The organism is Paenibacillus sp. SYP-B3998 (assembly GCF_010820665.1).
Lineage (GTDB): Bacteria > Bacillota > Bacilli > Paenibacillales > NBRC-103111 > Paenibacillus_E.
On the sequence record NZ_JAAIKC010000015.1, the window covers coordinates 1 to 25,733 of the forward strand.

At 43.8% G+C, this 25,733-nt stretch carries 21 protein-coding genes and 1 pseudogene; 3 read left to right on the plus strand and 19 right to left on the minus strand.

What is annotated here, in order from left to right:
- Positions 1 to 237 precede the first annotated feature (237 nt).
- From GK047_RS25100 to GK047_RS25110, 3 genes are all read right to left on the minus strand, one after another.
- Positions 238 to 1,215: a proline dehydrogenase family protein gene (locus GK047_RS25100; RefSeq protein WP_163952925.1), complete on the minus strand. Its 978-nt coding sequence runs from the start codon at positions 1,213 to 1,215 to the stop codon at positions 238 to 240.
- An 80-nt stretch (positions 1,216 to 1,295) separates the two neighbouring features.
- The gene (locus tag GK047_RS25105) at positions 1,296 to 2,105 is read right to left on the minus strand and encodes an AraC family transcriptional regulator (RefSeq protein ID WP_163952927.1); all 810 of its coding nucleotides are present in this window, start codon (positions 2,103 to 2,105) and stop codon (positions 1,296 to 1,298) included.
- 729 nt (positions 2,106 to 2,834) lie between these two features.
- On the minus strand, positions 2,835 to 3,044 hold the full coding sequence (locus GK047_RS25110) for a hypothetical protein (protein ID WP_163952929.1): 210 nt from the start codon (positions 3,042 to 3,044) through the stop codon (positions 2,835 to 2,837).
- Positions 3,045 to 3,106: 62 nt separating this feature from the next.
- Between GK047_RS25110 and GK047_RS25115 the strand changes: the two genes are divergently transcribed.
- The 3 genes from GK047_RS25115 (at position 3,107) to uraA (ending at position 7,986) form a co-directional block, all read left to right on the plus strand.
- Complete coding sequence (locus tag GK047_RS25115) at positions 3,107 to 4,573, plus strand: MDR family MFS transporter (protein ID WP_240344206.1); 1,467 nt, start codon at positions 3,107 to 3,109, stop codon at positions 4,571 to 4,573.
- Positions 4,574 to 5,321: 748 nt separating this feature from the next.
- Positions 5,322 to 6,371, plus strand: coding sequence for an LGFP repeat-containing protein (locus GK047_RS25120; RefSeq protein WP_163952934.1), 1,050 nt, complete (start codon positions 5,322 to 5,324; stop codon positions 6,369 to 6,371).
- Between the two features lie 346 nt (positions 6,372 to 6,717).
- Positions 6,718 to 7,986 carry a uracil permease gene (gene uraA / locus GK047_RS25125; RefSeq protein WP_163952936.1) on the plus strand — a complete coding sequence of 423 codons (1,269 nt, stop codon included), beginning with the start codon at positions 6,718 to 6,720 and terminating at the stop codon, positions 7,984 to 7,986.
- Between the two features lie 248 nt (positions 7,987 to 8,234).
- Here the strand turns inward: uraA and GK047_RS25130 are convergent, their stop codons facing one another.
- The 16 genes and pseudogenes from GK047_RS25130 to GK047_RS25205 all read right to left on the minus strand — a co-directional run bounded on the left by GK047_RS25130 (position 8,235) and on the right by GK047_RS25205 (position 25,698).
- Positions 8,235 to 9,302: a HAMP domain-containing sensor histidine kinase gene (locus GK047_RS25130; RefSeq protein ID WP_240344207.1), complete on the minus strand. Its 1,068-nt coding sequence runs from the start codon at positions 9,300 to 9,302 to the stop codon at positions 8,235 to 8,237.
- Positions 9,283 to 9,975 (minus strand): response regulator transcription factor, encoded by a 693-nt coding sequence (locus GK047_RS25135; RefSeq protein ID WP_163952940.1) that lies wholly within the window; start codon positions 9,973 to 9,975, stop codon positions 9,283 to 9,285. Before GK047_RS25135 ends, GK047_RS25130 begins: the two co-directional genes overlap by 20 nt.
- Complete coding sequence (locus GK047_RS25140) at positions 9,972 to 10,571, minus strand: DedA family protein (protein WP_163952942.1); 600 nt, start codon at positions 10,569 to 10,571, stop codon at positions 9,972 to 9,974. Before GK047_RS25140 ends, GK047_RS25135 begins: the two co-directional genes overlap by 4 nt.
- Entirely contained in the window at positions 10,568 to 11,137 is a 570-nt protein-coding gene (locus GK047_RS25145) for a class I SAM-dependent methyltransferase (RefSeq protein ID WP_163952944.1), read from the minus strand. Before GK047_RS25145 ends, GK047_RS25140 begins: the two co-directional genes overlap by 4 nt.
- Before the next feature lie 717 nt (positions 11,138 to 11,854).
- Positions 11,855 to 12,268, minus strand: a complete 414-nt coding sequence (locus tag GK047_RS25150) for a DUF5412 domain-containing protein (RefSeq protein WP_163952946.1) — start codon at positions 12,266 to 12,268, stop codon at positions 11,855 to 11,857.
- Between the two features lie 187 nt (positions 12,269 to 12,455).
- Positions 12,456 to 13,889 carry a DHA2 family efflux MFS transporter permease subunit gene (locus tag GK047_RS25155; RefSeq protein ID WP_163952948.1) on the minus strand — a complete coding sequence of 478 codons (1,434 nt, stop codon included), beginning with the start codon at positions 13,887 to 13,889 and terminating at the stop codon, positions 12,456 to 12,458.
- A 389-nt stretch (positions 13,890 to 14,278) separates the two neighbouring features.
- A complete protein-coding gene (locus GK047_RS25160; protein WP_163952951.1) occupies positions 14,279 to 14,725 on the minus strand; it encodes a DinB family protein in 447 nt (148 codons plus the stop codon).
- 554 nt (positions 14,726 to 15,279) lie between these two features.
- Positions 15,280 to 15,897, minus strand: coding sequence for a TetR/AcrR family transcriptional regulator (locus GK047_RS25165; RefSeq protein WP_163952953.1), 618 nt, complete (start codon positions 15,895 to 15,897; stop codon positions 15,280 to 15,282).
- A gap of 67 nt (positions 15,898 to 15,964) precedes the next feature.
- A complete protein-coding gene (locus tag GK047_RS25170) occupies positions 15,965 to 17,440 on the minus strand; it encodes an NAD(P)/FAD-dependent oxidoreductase (RefSeq protein ID WP_163952955.1) in 1,476 nt (491 codons plus the stop codon).
- A 425-nt stretch (positions 17,441 to 17,865) separates the two neighbouring features.
- A complete protein-coding gene (locus GK047_RS25175; protein ID WP_163952957.1) occupies positions 17,866 to 18,531 on the minus strand; it encodes an MBL fold metallo-hydrolase in 666 nt (221 codons plus the stop codon).
- Positions 18,532 to 19,382: 851 nt separating this feature from the next.
- Entirely contained in the window at positions 19,383 to 20,267 is an 885-nt protein-coding gene (locus GK047_RS25180; RefSeq protein ID WP_240344208.1) for a hypothetical protein, read from the minus strand.
- A 235-nt stretch (positions 20,268 to 20,502) separates the two neighbouring features.
- Positions 20,503 to 21,654 (minus strand): nitric oxide synthase oxygenase, encoded by a 1,152-nt coding sequence (locus tag GK047_RS25185; RefSeq protein ID WP_163952959.1) that lies wholly within the window; start codon positions 21,652 to 21,654, stop codon positions 20,503 to 20,505.
- Positions 21,602 to 21,778 (minus strand): hypothetical protein, encoded by a 177-nt coding sequence (locus tag GK047_RS25190; RefSeq protein WP_240344222.1) that lies wholly within the window; start codon positions 21,776 to 21,778, stop codon positions 21,602 to 21,604. The genes GK047_RS25185 and GK047_RS25190 overlap by 53 nt, the downstream gene beginning before the upstream one ends.
- Before the next feature lie 68 nt (positions 21,779 to 21,846).
- Positions 21,847 to 21,927: pseudogene (locus tag GK047_RS25195) on the minus strand (pirin family protein); the annotation flags it as partial.
- 162 nt (positions 21,928 to 22,089) lie between these two features.
- Positions 22,090 to 24,129 (minus strand): methyl-accepting chemotaxis protein, encoded by a 2,040-nt coding sequence (locus GK047_RS25200; RefSeq protein ID WP_163952963.1) that lies wholly within the window; start codon positions 24,127 to 24,129, stop codon positions 22,090 to 22,092.
- Between the two features lie 210 nt (positions 24,130 to 24,339).
- Positions 24,340 to 25,698, minus strand: coding sequence for a sodium-dependent transporter (locus GK047_RS25205; protein ID WP_163952965.1), 1,359 nt, complete (start codon positions 25,696 to 25,698; stop codon positions 24,340 to 24,342).
- Between the last annotated feature and the right edge of the window lie 35 nt (positions 25,699 to 25,733).

Genomic DNA, 25,733 nt, shown 5'->3' on the forward strand with positions numbered 1-25,733 from the left:
GATTAAATATTAATCCCATTCCTATCACCCTCCTAATCACCAAGATAGTAATAGTGTATGAATTGGTTAATATATTGGCTTGGACTTATGCTATTAATCTGTCAAAATTCTCCCGGATATCTTATCCTGCCCAATCGCAACGCGGCTTTCAATCCATGTCGGCAGCGCATACTTGACTCTTAATATCTCTGCGAATCGCTTAGTCAAGATAAGCACCTGCTTTCAACAATATCCTTTTTATTCATACGCTTTAATAACCTCAACCTCAACTTCCTCATTACTTACCATATCCATCACAGCTTGAAAAAGATTCGGCGGGTATTCGGCAATCCGATGACACAAGTACAAAAACCATTGATGCCCATATGTAAGATAGATCCTTACTGGATGCCCAGCTGCTTTTAGACTGCTGCTCAAATCCGGACGAATTCCATACAACATTTCGAATTCTACATCTGAGTTGGATAACCACCCACGCTCCAGCACTTCCTCGATGATATGTTCATCATGGGTAGCGATAGATACACGGTGTCCTTGGCGAATCGTGCTTTCAACAAGTTCCAAATAACGATCACTAAGCGTTGAAGATCGAGGGATCGAGCAGTCAGCCGGTTCTTGATAGGCGCCTTTGACGATGCGTATACGACTAGGTGAGGCAACTATAGCAGCCAAATCCTGTGGCGTTCGTGTCAAGTGCGCCTGCAAAGTAATGCCAATGTTCGGATAAAAAGAGGCTGCTCGCTCATAAACAGATAGTATGTCATCTGTCTTACTGGACTCTTCCATACTAATGAATAATTCAACCCCAGCTTCCTGGGCTTGCTCAGCTAGATTCATCAGATGCGAAAAAGCAAACTCCTTATCCAAGGAAAGCCCGATATGTGATAGATCGAATGATACACGCGCTGGGACCCCGCCTTGGCTTAAGTCATGGATCAGGGCCATCATCTCCAATGCGGCTGCTTCACATTCAGTGGCAACAGTTGTATTTTCACCAATATACTCGATGGATACTGCGTAACCTTTAGCCACTAACTTGCGTCCCACTTTGAGTCCGTCTTTGCGATGTTCACCCGTTACATATCTATCAGCTGTAAGACGCAACAGCCGATTCAGTTGTGGTATCTGCTCCACATAAGATTTTAGGTCTGAACGGCGAGCGATAGATTTTAGTGCAGCTGTGAATTGTTTTTCCAAATCTGATACTTGGTACATGATGTCAACTCTCCCTCTTTCAAGTTACACCCAGTATACTAGGATGAAGGAGGCTGGTATTGTAAATAATTGCTCTTTTTTTAAATTGATAAGACGTATTTATGCGGTGTAGTCCCGACTATCTTGTCAAATGTTTTCGCGAAGTGACTCTGGTCATAGAAGCCCACTTCTACTGCAATTTCGGCTATCGATCGCTTCTTCATCAATTCCGACTTCGCATGATTAATTCGCAGTAAGTTTTGATAAGCATGCGGGGGCAGATGACTCCACCTCTTATAAATACGAATGAGATGAAATCTGCTGATTCCAGCTTCGTTCTCCAAATTCTCCAACGTTATCTGTTCGGAAAAATGCGCATGTATGTATTCCTTTATAAGTTTAACGTATTTCTGGTCTTGCTTTCCTTGGTGTGTTTCATGTTCAAGATCGGAGGTGTTCTGACTAACGAGTGCTTGTACCAGGTCGATTAAAGCAGTTTCGATCTCAATCGGAGAGGAGGTTCTGGTGAGTGCCTCCATCGTACGATTGATGTGTACACGGCAGACTTTATTTTTACCCTCACCCAATAAGAACGGGATATGAAGCTGATCAAGCTCCCGTTGCTTGAGACCCTGGAACCAATTTGGATTAATGAACAGCATCTTGTATTTCCATTTTACGCCCGTATCGGGATAACATGCATGCAGCATCATCGGCGGAAAGCTGATCAGCCGTCCCCTTTCAACATAATGCATTGTTCCGTCACACCAAGCATTCGTTTCACCTTCATCAATTAACCCAATCGAATATTCCTCATGGAAATGCTTTTGATAGGCAAAATCGCTCTTCAGACATCTCTTTGCTTCCAAGAAAGGCAATGCATCATCGCGGTAAAAAGTTACATCAGGCATATTTCGAGTCCTCTTCTTTCATAATGCATGAATACTTCCACGGGGATATTATAGGTTTGTTCAAAATACGAGTCATTAAGGCCAGACTATAGTTCTTTAACATTGTTAATACGTCTACTTCATTTATGTCAGTTCCACCTTTTAACCATAAGCTTATAACCAATTACAGAATTAATCATTTTATTTTACTATAAATTGGCTTGATTTGAATGATATATTGTTGCGCTGCCCGTTACTTCAATAAACCAAAGAGGAGCTGCCCCGTGGCATGCTCCTCACCTATCGTTTCCCGTTCTCCGCTTACAACATAACCTATTACAATTCAGAGCCAGTGGACATAAAAAAGATGACCTCTTATGAATTCAAGGGTCATCTCCTGGCAGCTTAACTCCGCGGTGGTTTGTTTAAGCTGTCCACAATCCGGGTCAGTGTTTAGCGCTGTCGGAGGGTAACAAAAAAAATAAATTGAACACAAAATATCGCTATGATATAATCAATAGCGTAACTGAAAAATAAATATAAGGAGTGTACTCATTTCTTTTCCTAGTTTAATTGTACATCTGGAACTTTAATTTGTCAATGCTCTTTCTTATCCAAAAAAAACGGAAAAAGGAGTGCGTTCAGGGAGAGATGGAAGCGAAGGATTGGTGGTAGGAACTGGAGCGGCTTGAAGGGATCAGAAACAAGCTGCAGGCAAGAATCGCCGAACTGGAGCCGAAGATTGTCGGACTACGTGATCAGGCTATGGATATCCGCAAGCGGTTTTGGGAAGAAGCTACGATTAACACAAGCACGTACGAAGACTTCGAAAAGACCTTCGCCATCCTGTAGCCCATCATCAAAGTCGGTTGTAAGCAAGAATCCCACGACGACTCCTATTTTCGCGTGTCGGCGTCCATCCAAGAACAGATCAATTTGTTCCTCGACCATTATTTTCATCCATACACAGCTCAATGAGCAGAAAGCAGGGACCTATGTCAACTCCTACGCAAACAAATCCGATGGCAACTGGCGGGGACGACTTCTCGTTGAAAGCCATTCTGCGTCCGCTCATGGCGATTATTGTCGGCATGATCATGGTTATTCTGGACAGCACCGTCGTCAATAATGCCATTCCGAAACTCGTTGAATACTTCGACACCGATCTGAAGACGATCCAATGGACCGTCACCGGCTATACGCTAGCCTTATCCGCCGTTATCCCGCTTGCAGGCTGGATGGCCGATAAATTCGGCTCCAAGCAAATCTTCATGATAACGATCGCCCTGTTCACGATCGGCTCCGTGCTTTGCGGCATCGCGCAAACGCCGGAACAGCTGATCATTTACCGCATCATTCAAGGCTTGGGCGGCGGCATGGTGGGCCCGATCGGGATGGCCATGGTGTTCAAACTCGCGCCTCCAGAGCGCCGCGGATCCATCATGGGCGTACTCGGGATCCCATTGCTGATTGCGCCGGCGTTCGGTCCAGTGCTATCCGGCTGGCTGGTCGATTCTGTCAGCTGGCACTGGATTTTCATCATCAATCTGCCGATCGGCATTATCGCCTTCATTCTCGGGTATAAATACTTGCCGAAATCCGACCGCCATGCGGCGCCGCATCTGGACGTCATCGGCATGTGCCTCGCGCCGATCGCCTTCTCCATGCTGGCGTACGGGGTAAGCGAAGGCGGCACCAGCTGGTCCAAGGCTTCGACGATCACGGGCTTAACCGTCGGCGGCATTGCACTCATCCTCTTCATTTTCGTGGAACTGGCACAGAAGCAGCCGCTGCTGGAGCTGAAAGCGTTCAAGTCGTCCGACTTTACACGCAGCATCATCATGACGTGGATCGTACAGCTCCCGCTGTTCGGCACAATGCTAATCGTGCCGCTGTATCTGCAAGGCGTCATGCACTACACCGCGCTTGAAACGGGCTGGATCCTGATGCCTTACGCCTTATGCGCGGGACTCGGCATGCCAATCAGCGGCCGGTTGTTCGATAAGATCGGCGCGCGTCCGCTCGCCTTCGCTGGTCTTACCGTCATAACCATTTCCCTGTTCATCTTGTCCGGCATATCGGTGGATACCTCGCTGTGGGTTATCATTCTGTGCATCTGCATCTTGGGTCTCGGCATGGGCTTCACCATGATGCCGCTCAACACGCATGTCTTGAACTCTGCACCTCGCCGTCTGGTGAACCGCGTCACACCGCTGACAACAGCAGCTTCGCAAGTCGTCCTCTCGTTCGCGGTCGCGGGCCTGACGGGTTATCTCACGTCGCAAATCACTTCCCACGCCGAAAGCGCGGGAGCGGACGCGAATCCGCTGAACGCCGTCGTCGCGGGTTACGGCGACACGTTCTTCCTGTCCGCGTGCATTGTGGCCGCAGGTGTCGCACTGTCGCTCCTTCTGCGTAAACCTAAGCAGCTGGAAGAAGACGGAACCGTCGGCGGGGACAATCCAGACCCGGCGATGATGGGTCACTAATCGCGAATCGGCTCCGATTCGCTCGTATGCAAATAGCTTTGGCCGTTAGTCGGCCAAGGCTATTTTTTGCTGATTATGTTAGTCTGTACAGTACGTCTTTACAAGGGCATAGAACTGTTCCTCGCTGGCTCTTGCTATAGTTAGAGCTGCTGGATATAAATGTTTGTATACCATAGATTCAGTGGCTATAAATACAATTAAGAATAGAAAGAGATGCCATTTTCTAAAAAGTATTGAACAAATCAATACAATTATAGGAATTAGATATACGAGTATATTGATAATAAGCACTTCATTTTCCATCGAACCGAGTTTGGCTATAACAAGAGCTATTAATATAAATTCAACTACAAAGTATAAGAACCCCAATATGAGTCCCCCAAGTATGGCTGTGTTACATACCCAATTTATTTCTAATCAATTGTTCTCTATAGTCCTGTTCTGTCTTACTTCCAATAAGCTTAACTTCACTTTTCTTCATACCTCCAATCTAACAACCACTACCCATATTTTACTCCAAACTAGTACTTGTGGTATTGATGAAGTAACATTGTGAAGTTGTTGAACATTCCACGCTACTGAAGTAATCTGCCCGCTAGCGAAATAATCCACGGTATATTTATTATGTGTCTTTGTCGGCAATCAGATATCATGGACAAATTTACAAAACATAATCTGCTGAATACTTTATCTTATTGAAGCCCAACAAAGTACTTCAAACATTAATAAGGTTAAGGAGGCACATTCCTTGAATCAAGAAATATACAAAATTATTCCATATAATGGGTATTATTATGGGTACTATTATCCCATAATTTCACGTGCTGTAGTTCCTTTTAATCCGAATACACCGATTGCTCCGTCCCATCCGCCGATTCATATACCGCATTTTGAATATTTGTCAGAGTCAGAAATAGACCGTAAATATCGAGAGCTTATTAAAAAAGGTTTTGTAGGTACTCCTATTACACCCGAGTCCATTACTAAAGACGGACACGGGCGTTTTAGACATTATCGAGGCAGTGGTAGAGATTGGTCTATTTATTGGCACCCTAAAACAGGAGCCCATGAGGTTCATGGTGCTATTCGTGATAAGTGGGCAAGTATTGGGTGGGAATTTTTTGGTTACCCAGCCACTGATGAATTAACAACTCTTAATGGAGGTGGTCGCTTCAACAATTTTCACAATCTACTTTATAATATTCCGAATAGATCAATCGTCTTTAAATTTGGTCATGATCGTGCTTATGCGGTTTCTAATCCTATATGGAATAAGTGGGCAGAATTGGGGGGTGTAGGTGGTTCGCTTGGTTATCCCATAAGCGATGAGGTAGTTAGACCTGATGGATGGAGATTTCAACGATTCGAAAAAGGTGCAGTCATTTGGTCTGCCGACACAGCTCCATATGTTGGAGATCCAACTACTCTGCCAGTTCCAACTACACCGACAACTCCAACTACTCCTCCATTGCATCCACCAACACAGGGCTATAGTAAAGTAAGTATTTATAATTGTCATACTGATAGGAGATCAATAACAATTTGGGTTAATGACGGTTCAGGTTTACATCCAGTAACCACACTAGATCCTCAATATAATGATTATGGCACTTGTCCCGCAGGAGAACCTTATGTGTTGGATCTAAAAGATGGCTTGTGGAATCATATTGTTTGTGTTGATGTGGGAGCAATAGGATGTGGAGTTAATGATCCAACTCAAGTTGCATGCAAGAGATACGAGTTTTCAGTACTTGGAAACTCTAATGGTCCAGAATCCCCTCCTGTAGTAGTGTACTAATAAGCTACTCATTAGTGACACGAGTTTTTGGCCTCTCCTTGAGGGTGTGGAGGAGAAGGCACCTTTCTTTTTGTAGAAGTTATTGTGATATATAAAAGTTTTTTTCTTTGTAACAATCGGTATTTTCCCACCAATATACATTTTTCGTTTGTTTATTCTAATATATTGAAACAATCTGTCCAATAGCGTAATAAAGCTACCTGCGGATCCTGTGCCAGCCTCATGATGCTGCAGGATCCATTGGGAAATACTGTGTGGCTAATTGCAGCATCACAAAATTAGTTCTTTTTTTCAATCAAAATATGTTAAGATATCGTTCGAGAAGTTAAAGAAGGGAGTTTCCACCATGTCTCGTATTATTCAAGTTGATGAACGCCCCTCAATCGGCGAAAGTATTCCCCTTAGTTTACAGCATTTATTTGCGATGTTTGGCTCAACAGTGCTGGTCCCTATCTTGTTTAAAGTCGATCCAGCCACGATTCTGCTGATGAACGGGATAGGCACCTTGCTTTATATTTTCATCACAAAAGGAAAAATCCCGGCATTTTTGGGGTCGAGCTTCGCCTTCCTCTCTCCTGTTTTTGTCGTCCTTGCTTCCAAAGGTTATAGTTCGGCTTTAGGCGGATTTCTGGTGGTCGGATTGATTTTTACAATCATATCGTTGTTAATTCGTGTCGTGGGGACACGCTGGATTGACGTCGTATTTCCACCTGCTGCGATGGGAGCGATCGTGTCCGTAATCGGTTTAGAGTTGGTTCCTACAGCCGCCACTATGGCAGGTATTATTCCTCCGACCGATTTGAAGGAAGCCTGGGTTCCCAATCCTATCGTGATATCGGTTTCTATTTTTACATTTATGGTAGGTGTTTTCGGTTCCGTTGTCTTTCGCGGACTATTGAAGGTCATTCCGATTTTGGTGGCCATAGTTGCCGGTTACATACTTGCCGCATTGTTGGGTTTGGTACATATAGGAGAAACATTAGGTGCTGCGCTTTGGTTTAGACTCCCCACTTTCTACAGCCCGACATTTGATCTGGCTAGTATATTAATCATCGCGCCTGCTGCTCTTGTTGTCATTGCGGAGCATATTGGCCACTTGATTGTAACCGGGAATATGGTAGGTAAAGATTTATCCAAAGACCCTGGTCTAAGCAGATCCTTACTCGGTAATGGCATCTCTACAATGCTATCATCCTTAGTCGGCTCAACACCAAATACAACCTACGGTGAAAACATCGGTGTCATGGCGATTAGCCGCGTATATTCTGTATGGGTCATCGGAGGAGCAGCGATCCTGGCTATCGTTCTCTCCTTTGTCGGGAAAATCTCGGCGCTGATTCAAACCATTCCAACGCCTGTCATGGGCGGCGTTTCCTTACTGCTTTTCGGCGTCATCGCCGCTTCGGGGATCCGGATGCTGGTGGAAACCAAAGTCGATTATTCCAAACCGGTCAATTTGATTCTAACAACCGCGGTTCTTGTAATTGGCCTTAGCGGGGTAGCACTGAAATTGGGGCATTTTGAACTAAAAGGTATGGCCCTGGCTACCATAGTAGCGATTCTGCTCAGCTTGATCTTCAAGCTGTTGGAGATTTTCAAGCTTTCTAACGAATAAAGCACAAGTGGTAATAAGAATGGCTATCCCTAAAGTCTTAACAGACATGAGGAATAGCCCTTAAATAGGAGCAGCTGCCGCGGCAGAACTGCTCCTTGTTTGTTCAACTATAGGTAACAATAGGTAAGCGTTTGATGTTATCTCCCGCTTTTCCCCTGTTCCACACGGAGCGTGCTAGTTTATCCCATAAAACAAAAAACCTCTTTATACGCGGCCCTCATTGAACATTGATTCACTTAATAAAGAACCTATGGGGATAAAACTAAAGAATTTCTGAGGGGGACCGTAATTATAAAGACGAAAATCCCGTCATTATATGTAAGCGTTACCGTTCCTTCGTGCAGTTCAACAATGTTTCTGGTGATCGAAAGACCTAAACCGGTACCCGTTTGGATATCTTCGCTGCGCCGCGAGTGATCGCCTTTATAAAAACGGTCAAAAAGTTTTTCCTCTTGATCTTTTGTGATGGGTGTCCCTTCATTTTCGACCGTAATGTAAAAAAACTGTTCATCCGTTTTCATGGAGATGCGGATTGTGCCCGGCTTAATGGAATACTTGAGCGCATTCATCAGCAAATTATCGATGGCTCTCGCGAATTTTTCGCTATCAATTACCGTAACAACAGCGGTATTACCGATATCTTTGTCAATGGATGCTCTGTTTTCCAGAGCAATAGGCTCGAATTCAAAGATCATTTGGTCAAGCAGTTGATGAACATCAATTTGTTTCAGGTTTAATTTAATGCTGCTAGATGTAAGACGAGTGAATTCAAACAAATCGTCTATGAGCTTTTTTAAATGAATGGCTTTGCTGTATGTGTTTTGAAAAAACCGTTCATACTCATTCTGATTTTGAAATGAACTAGTTCTTAATAAATCTAAGTAACCAATGATGCTCGTAAGGGGCGTGCGCAAGTCATGGGATACACCTGTTATTAGGTCCATCTTGGATTTTTCAATCTTCCGCTCCCTTTGAATCTGTCGATCTAATCGTTCAGTCATCGCATTAATGCTTAGTGCTACTCGCCCAAGCTCATCTTCTCGCAGTATAGGTACGCGGTAATCCAAATTTCCTTCTGAAATGATATCGAGTCCATCTGCTAAAGCAATGAGGTATCTGACCACGCGGCCGGTTAGTAAATAAAAAGAGACGGTGAATGCAGCTATAAAACAAATAGTCGGCACATAAGTTTGATTAAAAATCGAGATGAATGCCATGGAAACAACCGCAATAATAAAACTAAAAACAAACGCCCAAAACATCTCGACCTGGATGCTTTTTTTACCTCTTATCAAGCTAAATAGTATATTTATCAATTTTATATCCCACTCCCCAAACCGTTTTGATATATCGCGGTTTTCTTGGATGTTCCTCCATTTTTTCACGCAAATTGCGGATATGCACCATGACCGTATTATCGGAATAGCCGGAGGGTTCATTCCACAACGTTTCATAAATTTTATCGGCACTAAAAACTTGCCCAGAGTGGCTTGCCAATAACTCCAAAATAGAAAATTCAAGAGGTGTAAGGGAAACCTCTTTCCCCCTTATCGATACGAAATGCTTTGCTTTGTCGATAACAAGTTCTTGTATGGTAATCGCGGAATCGTTTGCTTCCTTTGCGGTGTACGTTTGCCTCCGAAGCTGAGCTTTTACTCTTGCAAGCAGTTCTAAAGGATTAAAGGGCTTGGCCACATAGTCATCAGCGCCATTAGAAAGACCCATGATTTTATCGATATCCTCCTCTTTAGCAGAGAGCATAATGATGGGTGTTGTCCAAGTTTCCCTAATCTTCATGCACGTTTTGATGCCATCTAAGTTGGGCATCATAACGTCTAAAATAATGAGCTGCACGGAGTTTACCTTTAATACATCTAACGCTTTAAGACCATCCTCTGCTTCTAAAACCTTATATCCTTCGTTGCGTAAATAAACGTGAATAACATCGCGAATTTCCGAATCGTCGTCTACGACTAATACTGTTTTCATCTTGCTTTCCCCCTTTTCTGGCTTCTGAATAATAAAACTATAATAATGATTATCGTAAATGAAAGTCCTACATATATACCGTAATGATATACCATTGTCCCAACACTTTGCACATGGGTTCCTGCTAGTTGACCTAACACAAAAAAGACAAATGTCCAAACAAGTCCAGCGGTGTAAGAATAAAGCGCATAATGACGATACGGCATTTTATTAATCCCAACTAAATAGGGAATAATATGTCTGACGACCGGAATGAAGTAACTAAAGCTTAAAGCAAAATTTCCGTATTTGTTTAACATGTTTTCTGCTGTTTTTAAATGCTTATCGATATTCTTTTTACGCCGAAGTTTATCAAGTACCGGTGATCCGAGAAATCTCCCGAGAGCATAACCAAGTGATAGCCCAGAAATCACACCTAAATAGGTGACAATAAAAGCTGGAAACGTCAGGAGAATACCCGTTTTGCTTACAGCTCCTCCAGTCATCACGATGACCTCATCTGGTATCGGCATACCCACGATGCCAAGCCAAAGCGTAAAAAACAACGCGGCATATCCAAATTGTGAAATATAATGTATGAGTGTGTCGTAATTCATGCAATCCCCCCCTTTTTACGGCATACATACACAAATGCTGGCGGGAAATTAAGCGGCACCAAATTTATTCTTTCGATATCGAATGCACTTACTAAATGTTTTTTCATCTGGAGAGAATACTGAAAGGCGACAAAATAGCCGCCCGGTTTTAAGGCTTTGATAATTTGATCAATTAACGTTTCTCGAAGTTCTCTTGGAAAATTGAAAAATGGTAGTCCGCTAATAATGCAGTCTAACTGATGGATGCCATGGTGATTTATTACATTTGTTAAATAACATGCGTTTGTGTGACATGCAAAACTAGGGTATTGCTTCTGTAAATTAGCCTTCATGGTTTCATCATTCTCGAACAAAAACACTTTGGTTGAGTCCGATACACTCGATTTGATAAACCGTGTGACTGCACCAGTGCCGGATCCAAGTTCAGCAACAGAACCAACTTCGCTCCACGGAACAGACTGAACCATTTTATTAGCCAAAAATCGAGAACTTGGCAATACACTACCGATTTGCTTAGGGTTTTGAATAAATTTTTGTAAAAACATTAAATATTGATCAGAAGCCATGAAATTCTCCATCCTTCTCCTTATTTTCTTCAATTGTTGATTTGCTCGTGTAACAATATAAATACCAAGAGAGCTATCAGTGCAGCAATGCCTACCGATTCATAATCAGCTAATTTTTTAGCGACAAAATATTGAGTTTGTTGGCAAACTTCCAGTATTTTTCTTCTCTTAGAAAATGACGGCTTTTGTTAAACTTTGCAACCATCCGTTTTCCGAAAATTCTGCCTAATAACTATCCGGTCGTAAAAGCTATCAATAAACCGATAAGAATAAAAACGTATATAATCCGCGAATCAAAAATTCCATTTCCATCCAATATTCCCCGTCAGTATTGTTATTTCATTAGGGACCGGAATTCCAAATGTACCTAAGCAGCAGGCGAGAAAAAAACTGATCATTTTCTAGCCTCCTCAGTTAATGCCGATAAGATTATATTAAGTTAGAATTCTAAGGAACCTACGGGGATAAAACTAAAGAATTTCTGAGGATAAAACTCAAAACAAAAACGTCCTATTCAATAGGACGCTTAATGAAAATTCTTTTTAAGTTTCTTATCTAGAGGAATTCATTGCGAATACACAAATACATTTGGTTAGCTGTACAAATGTGTTTTGGGGAGTATCAACAAAAAGCAGCCCAAAACTGGACAATACAGTTTTGGGCTGCTTTTTCTGTTATTTAACTATCGTTCTCCGTCGAATCCCGTGAATAGAGAGTTCACTCACTCCTGAAATCATATTTCTCATTTGGCAATCTTAGAACGTGACCGTTAATCCTAACAGTATCATCGTCAATCCAAACGATATATGCATTCTCTTCTCTATAATTCCAATAGATATTCTTTTTCTTCTTAGAGTTTTTGTTGAAAACAAGTTCTGCTCGTACAGTAAAGTCAGTCGTTGCCCCCCCACTAGATACGTACGCATTAATTGTATATTTGCCGTTTGGAGAGGTCGATTGTTCAATTAAATCACCCGTCGGCAGCCCATTCATGTCAAAGAAAACCCAATAAACTCCATATCCGATTAAACCTATGAACAGCAATCCTATTGAAAGTAAAAATTTGCGCACATTTTTTTTGGTTCTTTTGATTTCTAAAATAATACTTTTGTCATCGTTTGAATGTGCCATTTTCCTCCACTAACATGATGAAGCCTCATACGTATTTGGCCAAAATCAAGCCTTAATGGATTGTCAACAATACGGTGGATATTCTGAATGATATCGGCAGTGCAGCTCTGCTTGTATGTTATGCATTGCAAAAGGCTCCTATTTCATGGTTTTTCAGACCATCCCATCCAGTTCCCTTAAAAGAACGTCAATGCATCGAATTCATCGTCGCATGCTTAACGATGACGCGGCGGATGAAAAACGCCACGGCTAGCCCGATGAGTGTCACAATCATCGCGAACATGAACACGTTCTGGGAACCGAACATCATCGCTTTAGCCATCTCGACCGGTTCACTCGGTACCGGAGAGCTGATCAAATACTTCTCCATGCCGCTTGTCAGAATGCTGATAGCAATTGCCGTGCCGATCGCACCTGCGACCTGCTGCAGCGTGTTCATGACTGCCGTTCCGTGTGGGTAAAGTTCCGGCGGCAGTTGGTTAAGTCCGTTCGTCTGCGCCGGCATCCATACCATGGAGATACCAATCATGAGACCAATATGCAAGGCCACGATAAAGGCTACAGAAGATGCAACTGATATACTGGAAAAAAACCATAACATCACCGCTACGATGACAAGGCCGGGGATTACGAGCCACTTAGGTCCATACTTATCGAACAAGCGTCCCATACGCGGCGACAAGATACCGTTCAACGCGCTGCCCGGCAGCAGCATGAGCCCGGTAGCGAACGCGGATAGTTTCATCCCGTTCTGCAGATACATCGGCAAAATAATCATACTCGATAAGATGATCATCATACACGACAGCACAAGAAGCAGCCCCACGATAAACATAGGGTACTTGAAGACGCGCAAGTTCATCATCGGCTCGCGCATTAACATCTGGCGCAGCGTGAACAATACAAGCGCGATAAGGCCGATGACGATCGATGAGAGCACGATCACGCTAGTCCAGCCTCCCCCCCCTTCGCCCGCCTTACTGAAGCCAAAGACTACGCCGCCGAAGCCTATTGATGACAAAATAATGGACAATAGATCAATGCGCGGTCTCGTAACCTCGGTGACGTTTTCCAGGTATTTCAATCCTACCAACAGCCCTATGACCAAAAATGGAAGAGACAGCCAGAAAATGTAGTGCCATGATAAATATTCAATTAAAATACCAGCCACAGTAGGGCCAGTCGCCGGTGCGAACATTATGACTAGACCAACGAAGCCCATAGCTGCCCCGCGCTGCTCCGGAGGGTAAACTACGAGAATCGTATTAAACATGAGCGGAATCAATAAACCCATGCCGGCTGCCTGCAGAACGCGAGCGACCATCAGCATTTCGAAATTGAGAGCAAGCGCTGCAATCAATGTCCCAATGATTGAGCTTGCAAGCGAAACAATGAAAAGCTGCCTAGTTGTCAACCATTGTAGCAGTAAACCTGTCATCGGCATCAGAATACCGAGAGTCAGCAAAAAGCCTGTCGTTAACCACTGTGCAGTCGCGGCCGAAATCTGGAACACGTCCATTAAATTACTAATTGCTATGTTGAGTGCTGTCTCGCTGAACATGCCTACGAAGCCGCAAATGAGTAGCGACGCCATTATAGCCCGCGTATTATATTGTTTCATATGATCTTCACTTCCCTCTCCTGAAAACTATTTTGAATAGTTCTCTATCTATTCGGTTCCGCTATAAAATACAACAAAGTGTGCACTTATACAAGTCCAAAAACAAATTAAACAATTTTCTACCTTTCAGTTCTTAAGAACACCTCTATCCTGACCTATCATGGATGAGCGATCGCGATTTAGATGTAGATTTTCTTGTCATAAAACAAAGGTTCAGATCCATTAAAATTTACAGAATGCTTCCGTCGGGAATCAGATAAACAAACAATGCAACCTTCCTGTTATTGAACTATAGTTAATTTCCCATTAGCACTGCAGGCCACCAAGTTTATCCCCGGCAGCCTGCATGATCATTGTTCATTTCAGTCAAATAGCAAACATTTATACATCTATCTCACAAAAGTAATATAATCAGTGTTCACTGGTTCAAAACCATCAGCTCGAATTCGTGAGTTAATCTGTCCTCGATGATACTGACCATGAAGTGCTACATGAGTTAAAATATCTCGTATGGAAGTCTTAAACTCCTTACCTTTACTGTTAGTGTATGATATTAAGTTATCTAAGTCAGTTTCTGCTATTTCAGTGAGAAGTGTCTTGAAGTTATCTTCATTTTGTTTAATAAGTTTTGCACAGACTTCTAGATCACTATCCGACCAGATGGGCATTTGTGAACTGTCCTTTCCTTTTATTCTAGCAATCCAAACTTGTTCTGAATATAGAATATGCGAAAATAAACTTACCTGTTGGAACTCAACTTCAACATTTTGCAAGGTTTCTAGAATTCGTTGATTAGCCCAATTTAGATGTTCATACATCTTTTGGATTGTTTTCAATGGTACCGCCTCCTACCTTTTCAATCACTTGTTTTGTATAAATTCTATAAAAAAGGGTTCTTTCCCTTCTTTTACTCAACTGCCTGGTAGCGGAGCAAAGGACTGCCACACGGCAGCCCTTCAGATGTTAAACTATCGTTTTTCGTTGAATAAATCTTCATGCAGTAGCATCTTTGTTGTTTACTACAATGATTTTCCTATATGTCTTTCCACTTCTTGTTGATCCAATGATATGGATCTCCTTATTGTTTGTTTATCATGTTCCGTCCTTATTCATCTTAGGGTTTAATCAATCAGGAATGTTAGATCCTGACACCTGCAAAATTCCTATAGCAAACTATTCCAAAAGTGTTCAATAAGCACTTCAAAAATCCTTCAACTCCCTTTTTTAGAAGCGACGAGTTATTCAAGTCTTCTGTCCGTTAGCACAAAAGGCTGCATGCAGCAGCCTTTTGTGGTTTGTTCAACTATAGTTTCCGTTAGCTTAAAGAATTTTTGGGCAATAATCCATTTTTCTATATTCAAGATTAGTTTTCGCATGAATATTAAATTAATTATTTGTTGCTCAAGCTCGATACAGGGTGAGCAATCAACCGCATCAACATATCGACCTTCGGAATTCGATAGTCTTCAATCCCGTTCGAATTGATGACCATGATACCGGAAAGGACAGATAAAAAACAGGCGATAAGATCTCTGGGGTCTCCTGCCGCCAATTCTCTGACCTGCTGTCCCTCTTGGTATAACGGAAGCAGCATATCAATAAAAGTATCCATCGAATACTGCTCCAGAAGGTGCTTAACCTTTTCAGGCACACCGTCGGACGTACGCGCCTGGTGGATGAGCATAAAGTACGGTGCTCCGCTTTCATCGAGAATTTCCGCCGTCAACGCCCTGATTTTCTCAATCGGCGTTCCCGGCATTTTATAGACGCTTCGCATGGCCGCTTCCGTTTCGATCATCGCCTCTTGAACAAGCGACATAAACAACTCATCTTTCGATTTGTAATAATGGTAAAGCAACCCGTTGCTGATACCTGCCGTTTCCGCGATCATGCTCATCTTTGCGCTAATGATACCTTTATGGGCAAAAACTTGGATGGCCGCCGCCTTAATTTGCTCTCTTCGTTCATCGCGGATTTGATGCAATTGTTCATCGTTTAATGGTGCCATTGTCGAGTGCTCCTTTGCCGGACTATATAGATATCTATCAGTATAACAAATCCGACTATTAAAATCGCTATTGCCTTGTCGGCTCGAACGGCGTTTCCGAGAACCAGGGCAACAGCTCTTCCAGAATCGCCTCGACGGACCTTCCGTCTTTCGCCTTAAGCCCGGCGAGTAGCCGCTTGCCTTCATCCGATTCGGATAGAACTTGGACGGCCGTCTGCGGGTTGAAAATGTGACTGGGTGATACGGACAACGTATTCACGGCCCAATAGAGCCCGTATAGTTGCCAATCGGGCTTGCTTGTAGCGTGCTTGAGATACATCTCCATATATTCCCGGCTGAACGCATTCCCCATGCGCGAATCCGAACCTTCGTATTCGACACCTTCCCACCGCAGATCGGCCGTGCAGTTTAACCAGAAGGCCGGCTCGATCGCTTCTTTGATTCGGCGAAGTACACCGTGCTCCCAATCAGGTCGGAAATCGCCGTGTCGCTCTAGCAGAGAGGTTTCCAGTATTTCGGCAGCGATCGCGGCTACAGTCATGCCTTGGCCGAAGATCGGATCGTAGATGCAGTAAGCATCTCCCAAGACCAGCAATCCTGCAGGCCAACGGGACATCTGTTCGTAGCGATGACAGTACAATTCTGGAACGCGGAAGCCTCGAGGAGAGGTGATGGGTTCCAGATCGCGTACGATTTCCGAAATGATCGGGCTCGGAAGCTGCTCCACGGCCAGTTCAAATTCGGCGGCATCCGTCGGAGGGTAATTCCCGCCCGGGCGGTAGAGCAGCACTTCGGCAATCTGGTTCTCGATAAATGAGAACACGCCCGTGTAAGTGCCGCCTGCAGGCTGACCCTGAAGGTTGATGACGTCCCATTTATCGATTAAGTGGGTCAGATGAGAAGGCACTTTATATCGGCGAGTGCTGTATCCGAGCGAAACTTTCAGAAGATCCGGCTTCGGTACCTCGTATCCCAAATCCGTAAGCCATCCCGAAAGTTTCGAGGAACGTCCACTCGTATCAATAACCAGATCGGCTGTCAGAGCCTTCTCCTGCTTGGATTGATCACGATCTCTAGCTTGAACGCCGGTAACGACTGACCGACCAGGGGTCGTTAACAACCCGATCACATCATGCCTGGGTAGGAAGCGTACGTTAGGAATGGCTTTTACGCGTTGGCGGATGGCCCACTCAAGTACAGCTCGACTAAATTTGATATCATTCCGGTCATACTTCATTTCTAGGCTCCCGTGCTGGTTCATGAAATAAATGGCTTTGTTCAGAGACGAAGGGGAACCTTGCACCACTAAGTCATGCTCATATCCCGGAAAAAGCCGTTCCGTGATCGATTTCCCGCGCGTCGTAAAGCGATGCGGATGGAATGCCTGCGGAGTTCCGGGACGGAGGTCTGGCCCTGAGGGGAAGTCGTCTTTCTCGACGATCAGCACCTCTTCATAATGATCCGAGAGTACGCGTGCGGTCATTAATCCGGCCATCCCCCCGCCAATGACGATGGCATTGCTTTTGTTAGGATTGGTTGTCATGTCATAATTCCCCCTTAATTTAGATTGACTTATTCAGTCAATAATTACATAAAAAAATTCATAAAGGAATTTCATTCTAAATCCAAAATATAGATTGAACGATTCAGTCAATGTTATTATGCGATAATTCCTAATTTCTGTCAACACGGTTTTAAGATACTATGAAGACAAAAGACCTTTCACGCAAAGCTCTCTGAAACACCGTTGTGTAGGGGAAACCGACAGCTAGCATCTGACGAGTACTGGGTATTCTCTCTTACTATAAATTTGCCTAAGGCAAACTGGTCGATTTTCTGTTGGTCTACTGATAACTGCCCGTTACTTCAACGATATAAAAAAGAGGAGCTGCCGCGAAGCAAGACCCTCAACCCTCGTTAGCGTAACAACATCATTTCACTAAAAGATAACTTGCTGAAACCTTAACTTTATAATCCTTGGCTAAGTCCTAATATCTGATCATTTACATTTACATTACTTAATCCCCCGTGATAACAAACCACGGATGCAATGTCAAGGTCTACATATTTTTTCAAAGAGAGACGAGCTGCATTCATATCCAGTGTGGTCGGGACATGAATTCCCCCGAGAATCCCGTCTACACTGTACATCGAATCCCCGGCAATGAGAGTCTTACTTTGCCTTAAATAAAGGCTGATATGACCGGGAGTATGCCCAGGAGTATGGATGACGCGAATCCTGCCGCAAAACGGCAGTTCCTGACCGTCTATCAAGGTTTCATCCACTTTGCCCTTCGGGGGATTCTCAAGGTGACCGTCTTTTATAAGAGGTATCTCCCCCTGAATATACGGCTTATCCAGCTCGTGTGCATATACTTTAACATCATTGCCACACTCCTTCAAAATCTCAGGAAGACTGCCTATATGATCCATATCCTGATGCGTCAAAATCACAACTTTTAGTTTGTCGAACGACAGTCCTACCTTTTCCATGGCGATGCGTAAATCTTCAATTTGCCCTGGGAATCCTGTGTCTATTAAAACGGCCATGTCCTGATCCCACAAAAGAGTTGGGTGAATAATATTCCCATGAAAATCTAGATGAAGCATTTCTACTCCCTTAGATACTTCCATAATTTCGGACCTCCATAAAATAAATTTTGTACGTAAAACAATATTATTACTAAGATTTAGCTGTTGTCAACATCTTCACGATAAATCATCGCTCGACATATCTTTTGGTACTGCATTAAACTGCCCGTTAGCTCAACTAACCTTCTGACCGATGCTCTAGGTCTAGACTAATAAGGTGAGCTCCTATATCACGTGAAAATTAAATGTGATAATACCGGTATTGCTTGGAAGAAGTATTTACACGATAATTTAATTGTAAGATCCTTTTATGAGGAGTGGATTTCATGCTAAATCCTAATACCTTCTTCCGTTAGTTGCGTTGGTACCATGGTGAGAACCATAATCTAACCCCACGCAGCGGGGAAGAAAATGTTCAATCAAGAAGAAATCTTGACTTGGGAAAACGAAATTACATTTAAAAAGACATTTATTAAGACAAAATGCCATAAGGACCCACGAATTGAGAAACTAAAAGAGGTTCGAAAAGGCATTAAAGCAGTCCATTACAACAAAGAAATAAAATCCTGTCGAAAAGATCATTACAGGCTTTACAGAAACAAGATGACTCAATTGGTACGCTCAGAAAATTTTGATATGATCGTTAGCTACAAAAGAACAAGCGGCTGGCTAACTTGGTAAATATTCATTAAATCGAAACCCCGATGTCAATAGACCCGGGGTTTCTTAATTTACTTTCAATTAGGAATAATTTTGGAAAATGTCTTATACCAACTAATCCTTACACTTTATTTTCAGTCTAAAACTTTATAATTTCGAGACACAAACCAGGAAACCCCAAGGGAGAGAAATCACTAAATAGATTCTCACTCATCTAACTTTTCTAAAAAAACTTACTTACGAAAAGTCAAGCCTATTGCCGTTTTATGCAGCACCAGAGCCCCCATACCTAATGAAAATAAAAAGCAGCCGCTGACAAAAAGCGGAAGTAAGGACCACTCAATAATAGAGTGACCGAGATACGTCTGCCAACCGATTCCTATTAAGCCGAGCAAGTAGGCGGTTCCCGTTAGATGGATCAATCTACTTTGAGATTTGGTCGTAAGCAGGCTTCGTTCACTCAACCAAGCGACAATCGGCACTGCTTGAATCGCGTGAAAGCCAAGGCCATGCAGCCAAATAATATTTCCATGAAGGCCGACAATGCGCCCTTGGTTGACAGAAATCCAGATACCAGCTGCAAATGAGCATATAATTGCAATCATCGCATAGCGGATACCAATCACCAGATTCGGACGAAGCATATACGCTTTTCGACGGAAATAGTGAATGGCCAAAAACAGATAAGACAGAATCAATAACAGAGCGACAAAAGCAAAAATAGAGCCGACCGTAAGATCAAAGGTGCTATCCCCTTTCACAAACCTAGGGTTGACGCCTCGAAAGTTTTGTACGGTTTCTGCAAAGTAAGAATACAGTGCAAGCAAGATGTAAGACCATCGGAAGAATACTCTGCCTTTCGCACCCATTGCTGAAAATGGTACGATTGCTGCCGTTGATATCAGAAATATCCCTAACGCAGCATCAAAAGAGATTGCATTTGTAACATTACCATTAGGAGGTACAGCCCCCCCATAGAGCAGCACCCAGGCTGCACTCAGCACTGCAAGCAAGACGCCGAGCAGGCCGGTAAGCACTAGCCATTTCTCCCCTTCAAAAAATTGGACTGCCCGCTTTTTCCTTTCAAAACCGCTCTTCGAACTCTCATGATCCATCATATTCCCTCCTTATATATGGTTTGATCCTCGATATTTCCCATTTTATAATAAGAAAAATTTTCCAAAAACTCTCTCAAGACCAGACTTCATCCTAGACCTTAGTCGAAAAATTTTCAGACCATAAGAGGATTGCGAGCTCCACTGTTCTGCCAGCCAACGCAACGCAAAAAAGAGCCTGCCGCCAAAGTTTGGCAGCAAAGCTCTATTTCATTAATTATAAATTTCTACTAAACCTTTATAAATTCTTCATTCTTATTTCTTCATTCTTCACTGCTCGGCTCTCATCTTGATAAAAAAAGTTAGGCAATTTCACTTCATCCCGATAGGAACTATGAAAGATATGCGTAGTTGCTGGCGAAAGCGGAGGGATTAACCAAGACCATCTACCCGTCACTTCGCGACCGCTTTTTTGCTCTTTTTCTTCAAAGCGCATAAACTGTTGCGCCGCTGCATGATGATCTACTATCGCGACACCTTGTGTTTGATAAGAGTGCAGCACCGCCACATTCAACTCAACGAGCGCTTTATCTTTCCAAAGCGAAGACGATCTCTGCGTATCAAGCCCCATAACCGCGGCTACAAGAGGCAGCATGTCGTAGCGCGACGTGTCAGCGAAGTTTCTTGCACCAATTTCCGTACCCATATACCATCCATTGAAGGGTGCTGCTGGGTAAACAATTCCCCCGATTTCAAGGCGCATATTGGATACAATAGGCACCCCATACCACTTGAGTTGCAGATCCTCAAACTCTGGCATGTTAGGATGCGTAATATTAACCTCGATAACGAACTCCTTAGGGATTTCAAAAAAACGTGGCGCTCGCTCGCCGATCTGCACAACGAGCGGCAGTATATCAAAATGCGTCCCTGATCCGTTCCAGCCCAGTGTTTCACAAAGCTTCGTGAATGCGTAAGATGCCGGATCTCCAATCCTGCCCTGTTCCGTTTCATAACCCGCGTATCGAATTAATTGTTCGTTATAAATGCGAACTTTGCGATGAGGGTGATGCGCAGGTGGAAAAATGGTCACCACAGGACGAATTTTGCCCCCATTCGTAGCGGTTTCAATATGATGAAATAGTGCCTCTATCCCCTGCTCTTCAGTTTCGATATGCCTAGCGTCGTGAATCTGCAAAGTTTCCCAGAATAACCTTCCAATGCATCGATTGCTGTTGCGCCATGCCATTTTTGCACCATGATGAAGTTCTTCCATTGTGTGCTCATAATAACCATGATCATGAACGTGCTGCTTAATTTCAGCTAAGCGATTTTGAACAGCCATCTGATCTTTCCCTAATTCGCTATAGCATTCAACGATGAAGGAGCTGGCTGCTTCAAAAAGTTGAAGTTGGTCTTGGTCTTCCAATAGTTGATCTTGATGCTTCATGTCTGTAACTCCCGTCAATGTTAAGTCGAACATTCAGCAGAACTTCGACCGTGCTTCGTCTGCTTTCCACCCATTCGTGTGCTTTGGCCGCATCTTTCCAGGCAAACTGCTGGCCAATGTTCATTTGTAATCGGCCATTACCTAAGTAGGCCAAAACCTGCTCCGCCGTATCACGTAAAAGATGCGGACGCTGAGCACGATGGTGACGATCTCCATATCCCTGTGCGGATGCTGCCCGAAGCCTCTCCCCGCAGCAATGTCATCATCGTTGCAACACGCATTGCGTGATTATGCTGGAGATACTTGAATCACCGGCATCGCCTCTTCATTTTAGTACTTATAGCTTATCATAGGCTTTCTACAGAAAGAAGGGCCGCCCCATAGTTGTCATATACCTGACACATAGAGCAGCCCATCTATGATTTCCCCAAAGTACTAGCCTTCGAAACGAGATAGTGATGTATTAAGTTCAGCAGCCATGCGATTTAAATCATCTGCTGATTCCGAAATATGACGTATCGAAGCATTCTGACCTTCGGAAGCCTCCTTGATCGTATGCGATTGTCGCGCCGTAGCCAAATAAGAAACAGTGGCGCTTGACATCGAAGCGGACACTTCCTGCGTACCTGCCGCCATTTGCTCAGCTACAGCTGAGATATCATTGATTTGATCCGTTATTTTCACGAAAGTCTCCTGCATCCGATGAAACACATTGCCGACATCGTCAACCATCTCGCGACCTCGCAATACACCTTCAACGCTTTGCTTCATCATATGGACAGCGCTTTGCGTCGTTTCCAACATATTCTTAATCTTCTCAGTGATCAGAAGGCTTGAGTTATGCGATTGTTCAGCTAGCTTCTTCACTTCCCCAGCCACGACAGCGAAGCCTCTTCCTTGTTCGCCAACGCGGGCAGCTTCTATTGATGCATTCAGAGATAGCAACGTTGTTTGATTGGCTATGTTGGAAATAAAGGTAACGATCTCCGAGATCGAAGATGAGTATTCGGATAATTTTTGCATTTCCTTTGCTGTTTCTTCAACAGAGGCTTGAACCGTAGACATATGTTGAACAACGTCTTGAACAACTAGCTGTCCACTGTGCAGACGATCCACAGATTGCTGCGCTTCTTCGGACACAGTCCCTGAAGCTTCGGCCAGTCTCTGCACACCGTTAGCCATCTCTTCCATAGCCACTGAAGTTTGTTCGGAACTTTCTCTTTGATACTCACTGCTTTGAGCCACTTCGGTAATGCTCCCGTGGATTTGGGATGAAGCCTCTAAGGAACGCTGCGTCACCCCTGTAAGCCGATCAGAAGACTCCTCCATATGAGCAGCCGTTAGACGAACCTGCGATAGGAATGACGAGAAGGTATCCAGCATAATGTTCAAATGCTCACTAACCTGCGCAATCTCATCTTTGCCCTTAACCTCAAACCGTGGCTTCAAATTCCCGGAAGAGAACTCCGCGATCACAACATTCATCCGTCTGAGCGGAAGCAGTAGATAGCGAAGCAAGACGGAGATGATCGTCGTCAACACAAGCAAGGCGATGATCAGATATATCACCGTATTTTTAGTAAAGGAAGTCACGTCCGCTAGAGCCACGGATTGAGGAACAGCAATCCCCACGGTCCAGCCTGTGTTTAGGACAGGCGCATAGGCAGCATAAAGCTTCCCACTCTTATCATTCGTTGACATGACCCCGCTTGTATGTTGATGAATCTTATCACCAAGCCCAGGCATCCACTCGTTCTTGTTAATGTTCATCTTCATAATTTGCGAGCTGTCTGGATGATACATGACAGTTCCATCCTTACTAAGCAAGAAGTCATATCCCCCTTCTTGCGGCTTGTAACTAGCCATAATAGTAGGAATGGAAGTTAGCTTGAGATCTATGGCTACGAAACCAAGCAAATGATCCCCCTCTCGCAGCGCTTTCATGATGCTAATGATCAGATCCCCAGTCTGCGCGTCTACATAGGGGTCTGAGTAATAGATATCCTTAGCAGCCGAGGCTCCTGCATACCATGGTCTGTCTTTCATAACGTAGTTCTCTTTGGAAACACTACCTTCATGACCAATATAAAAGCTGCCATCTGCACTTACAACATAGACAAATGAGAGGAGCGGATCTGAAGCTTGTATACCTTTCAAGAATTGAAATACCTCTTGATACTGCCCATCCGTAAGAGCATTGCTGCGCGAAGCAGCACTCCTCAAATAGGATACGATATGGGAATTTGTTGCCATGATATGAGGAATGGCCGCTTTTTCCAGAAATAATTCGCCTAGTTGAAATGAGAGCGCTTTACTTTCCGCTTGAAGGTTCATCTCAACTTGCCCTTGCATATTCGATTTGGCATTGAGAAAGATTAGTGTCCCTACTGATAATAAAATGACCACCATAATTGGCAGCAGAAACAGGGATACTTTCATGGACACCGAAGAACGAAACATAGTTAGTATTTTCACGACCAGTCACCCCTTTATTGTAATTCGATTTTACGGAGCGCTCCTTCAAAAAGAGCATATCTCTATAACAAACAATACAAAGCGCCCACTTACTTTTCCTGCTGATAACACGCTATAACGGCATCCAATAATTTCCTGAACAATCTATTGAACGCAAAAAAACCGCCCAAGAACGGACGGTTTTCCATACTAGCTGATTCAAACCAATCATCACACTTTAATGAGTCCTACCGAGTATAGAAACACGAAGACAATAAGAATCGGCGCAACGAAACGAAGCAAAAACATCCACGCACGATACCAAAATCCCGTGAGGCCTGCTTCTTCGCCTGCACGTTTCCAAGCATACCCCGTAAACAGCGTAACAATAAGACCGCCAATTGGCATTAAAACATAGGAGGTAATAAAATCCATCAAATCGAAAATCCCTTTGCCACCCAGCTGAAAAGGACTGAGCACGCCTCCAACGGAAAGCCCTGCTGGTATTCCTACCAGAAAGCAGAGCACCGATACAATCACAGCCGCTTTAGCACGGCTCCACTTCCATTTGCTGATCGCATACGCTACGGGGACTTCCAAAATGGAAATTGCGGACGTCAGCGCAGCAATGGCTAGAAGCAAGAAAAACAAACCGCCAAAGAAGGAGCCAAACGGCATCTGGGAGAAAGCAACTGGCAAAGCCATGAAAGCTAGGCCTACGCCTTCTCCTGGCGCAAGTCCATACGAGAACACGGTCGGGAAAATGACGAGTCCCGCAATTAACGCATATACCAGATCACCCAAACCAATGGCGAGTGTTGCAAGACCCAAGGACTGCTTTTTATCCACATAAGACCCATACGTCAGCATGCAACCCATCCCCAGAGATAAAGAGAAGAAGGCATGCCCTAAAGCTATGAGCGCTGATTCCGCATCCAGCTTCGAGAAGTCAGGCTTCAAGAAAAAAGATACTCCCTCAGCGGCACCGGGCAAGGTCAAAGAGCGAAACATCAGAATCAACAAAATAATTAAGAAACCAGGAATCAATATTTTGTTAAATTTCTCAATCCCTCCAGAGACCCCCTTCGCAATCACCCAACCGCTAATCAACATGACGACGGCTTGCCAGAATATCGGCCAGTAACCTGCAGCAAAGGTTGTAAACTTCGCTTTGTAATCCGAACCTGATTGAAACAACAGCCCCGTGAAGGATTCAATCGTATAATGTAGCGTCCAACCGGCAACGACAGCGTAATAAGACATAATCATAAATGCTGTAAGGATGGATAGTAACCCGAAAGCCCCCCAATATTTCTTACCCGTCAAATTTACAAAAGAGATCGAGGCGTTGCCCCGCCCCCCTCGGCCAATCGTCATCTCTGCCAGCATAATAGGCAAGCCCACAATAATTAAGCAGACAATGAATAACAAGAAAAATGCAGCACCCCCGTGCTTTCCTGTAATATACGGGAACTTCCACATATTCCCCAAACCAACGGAGCTGCCGATAGCGGCCAAAATAAACCCAGACCGACTAAAGCGCTCAATGCTCTTACTCTTAGGAGCTGAATTTCCCTGATTGTTTTTCATGATGTACTCCCTGTAGTATTTTTTATTTTTTAGGG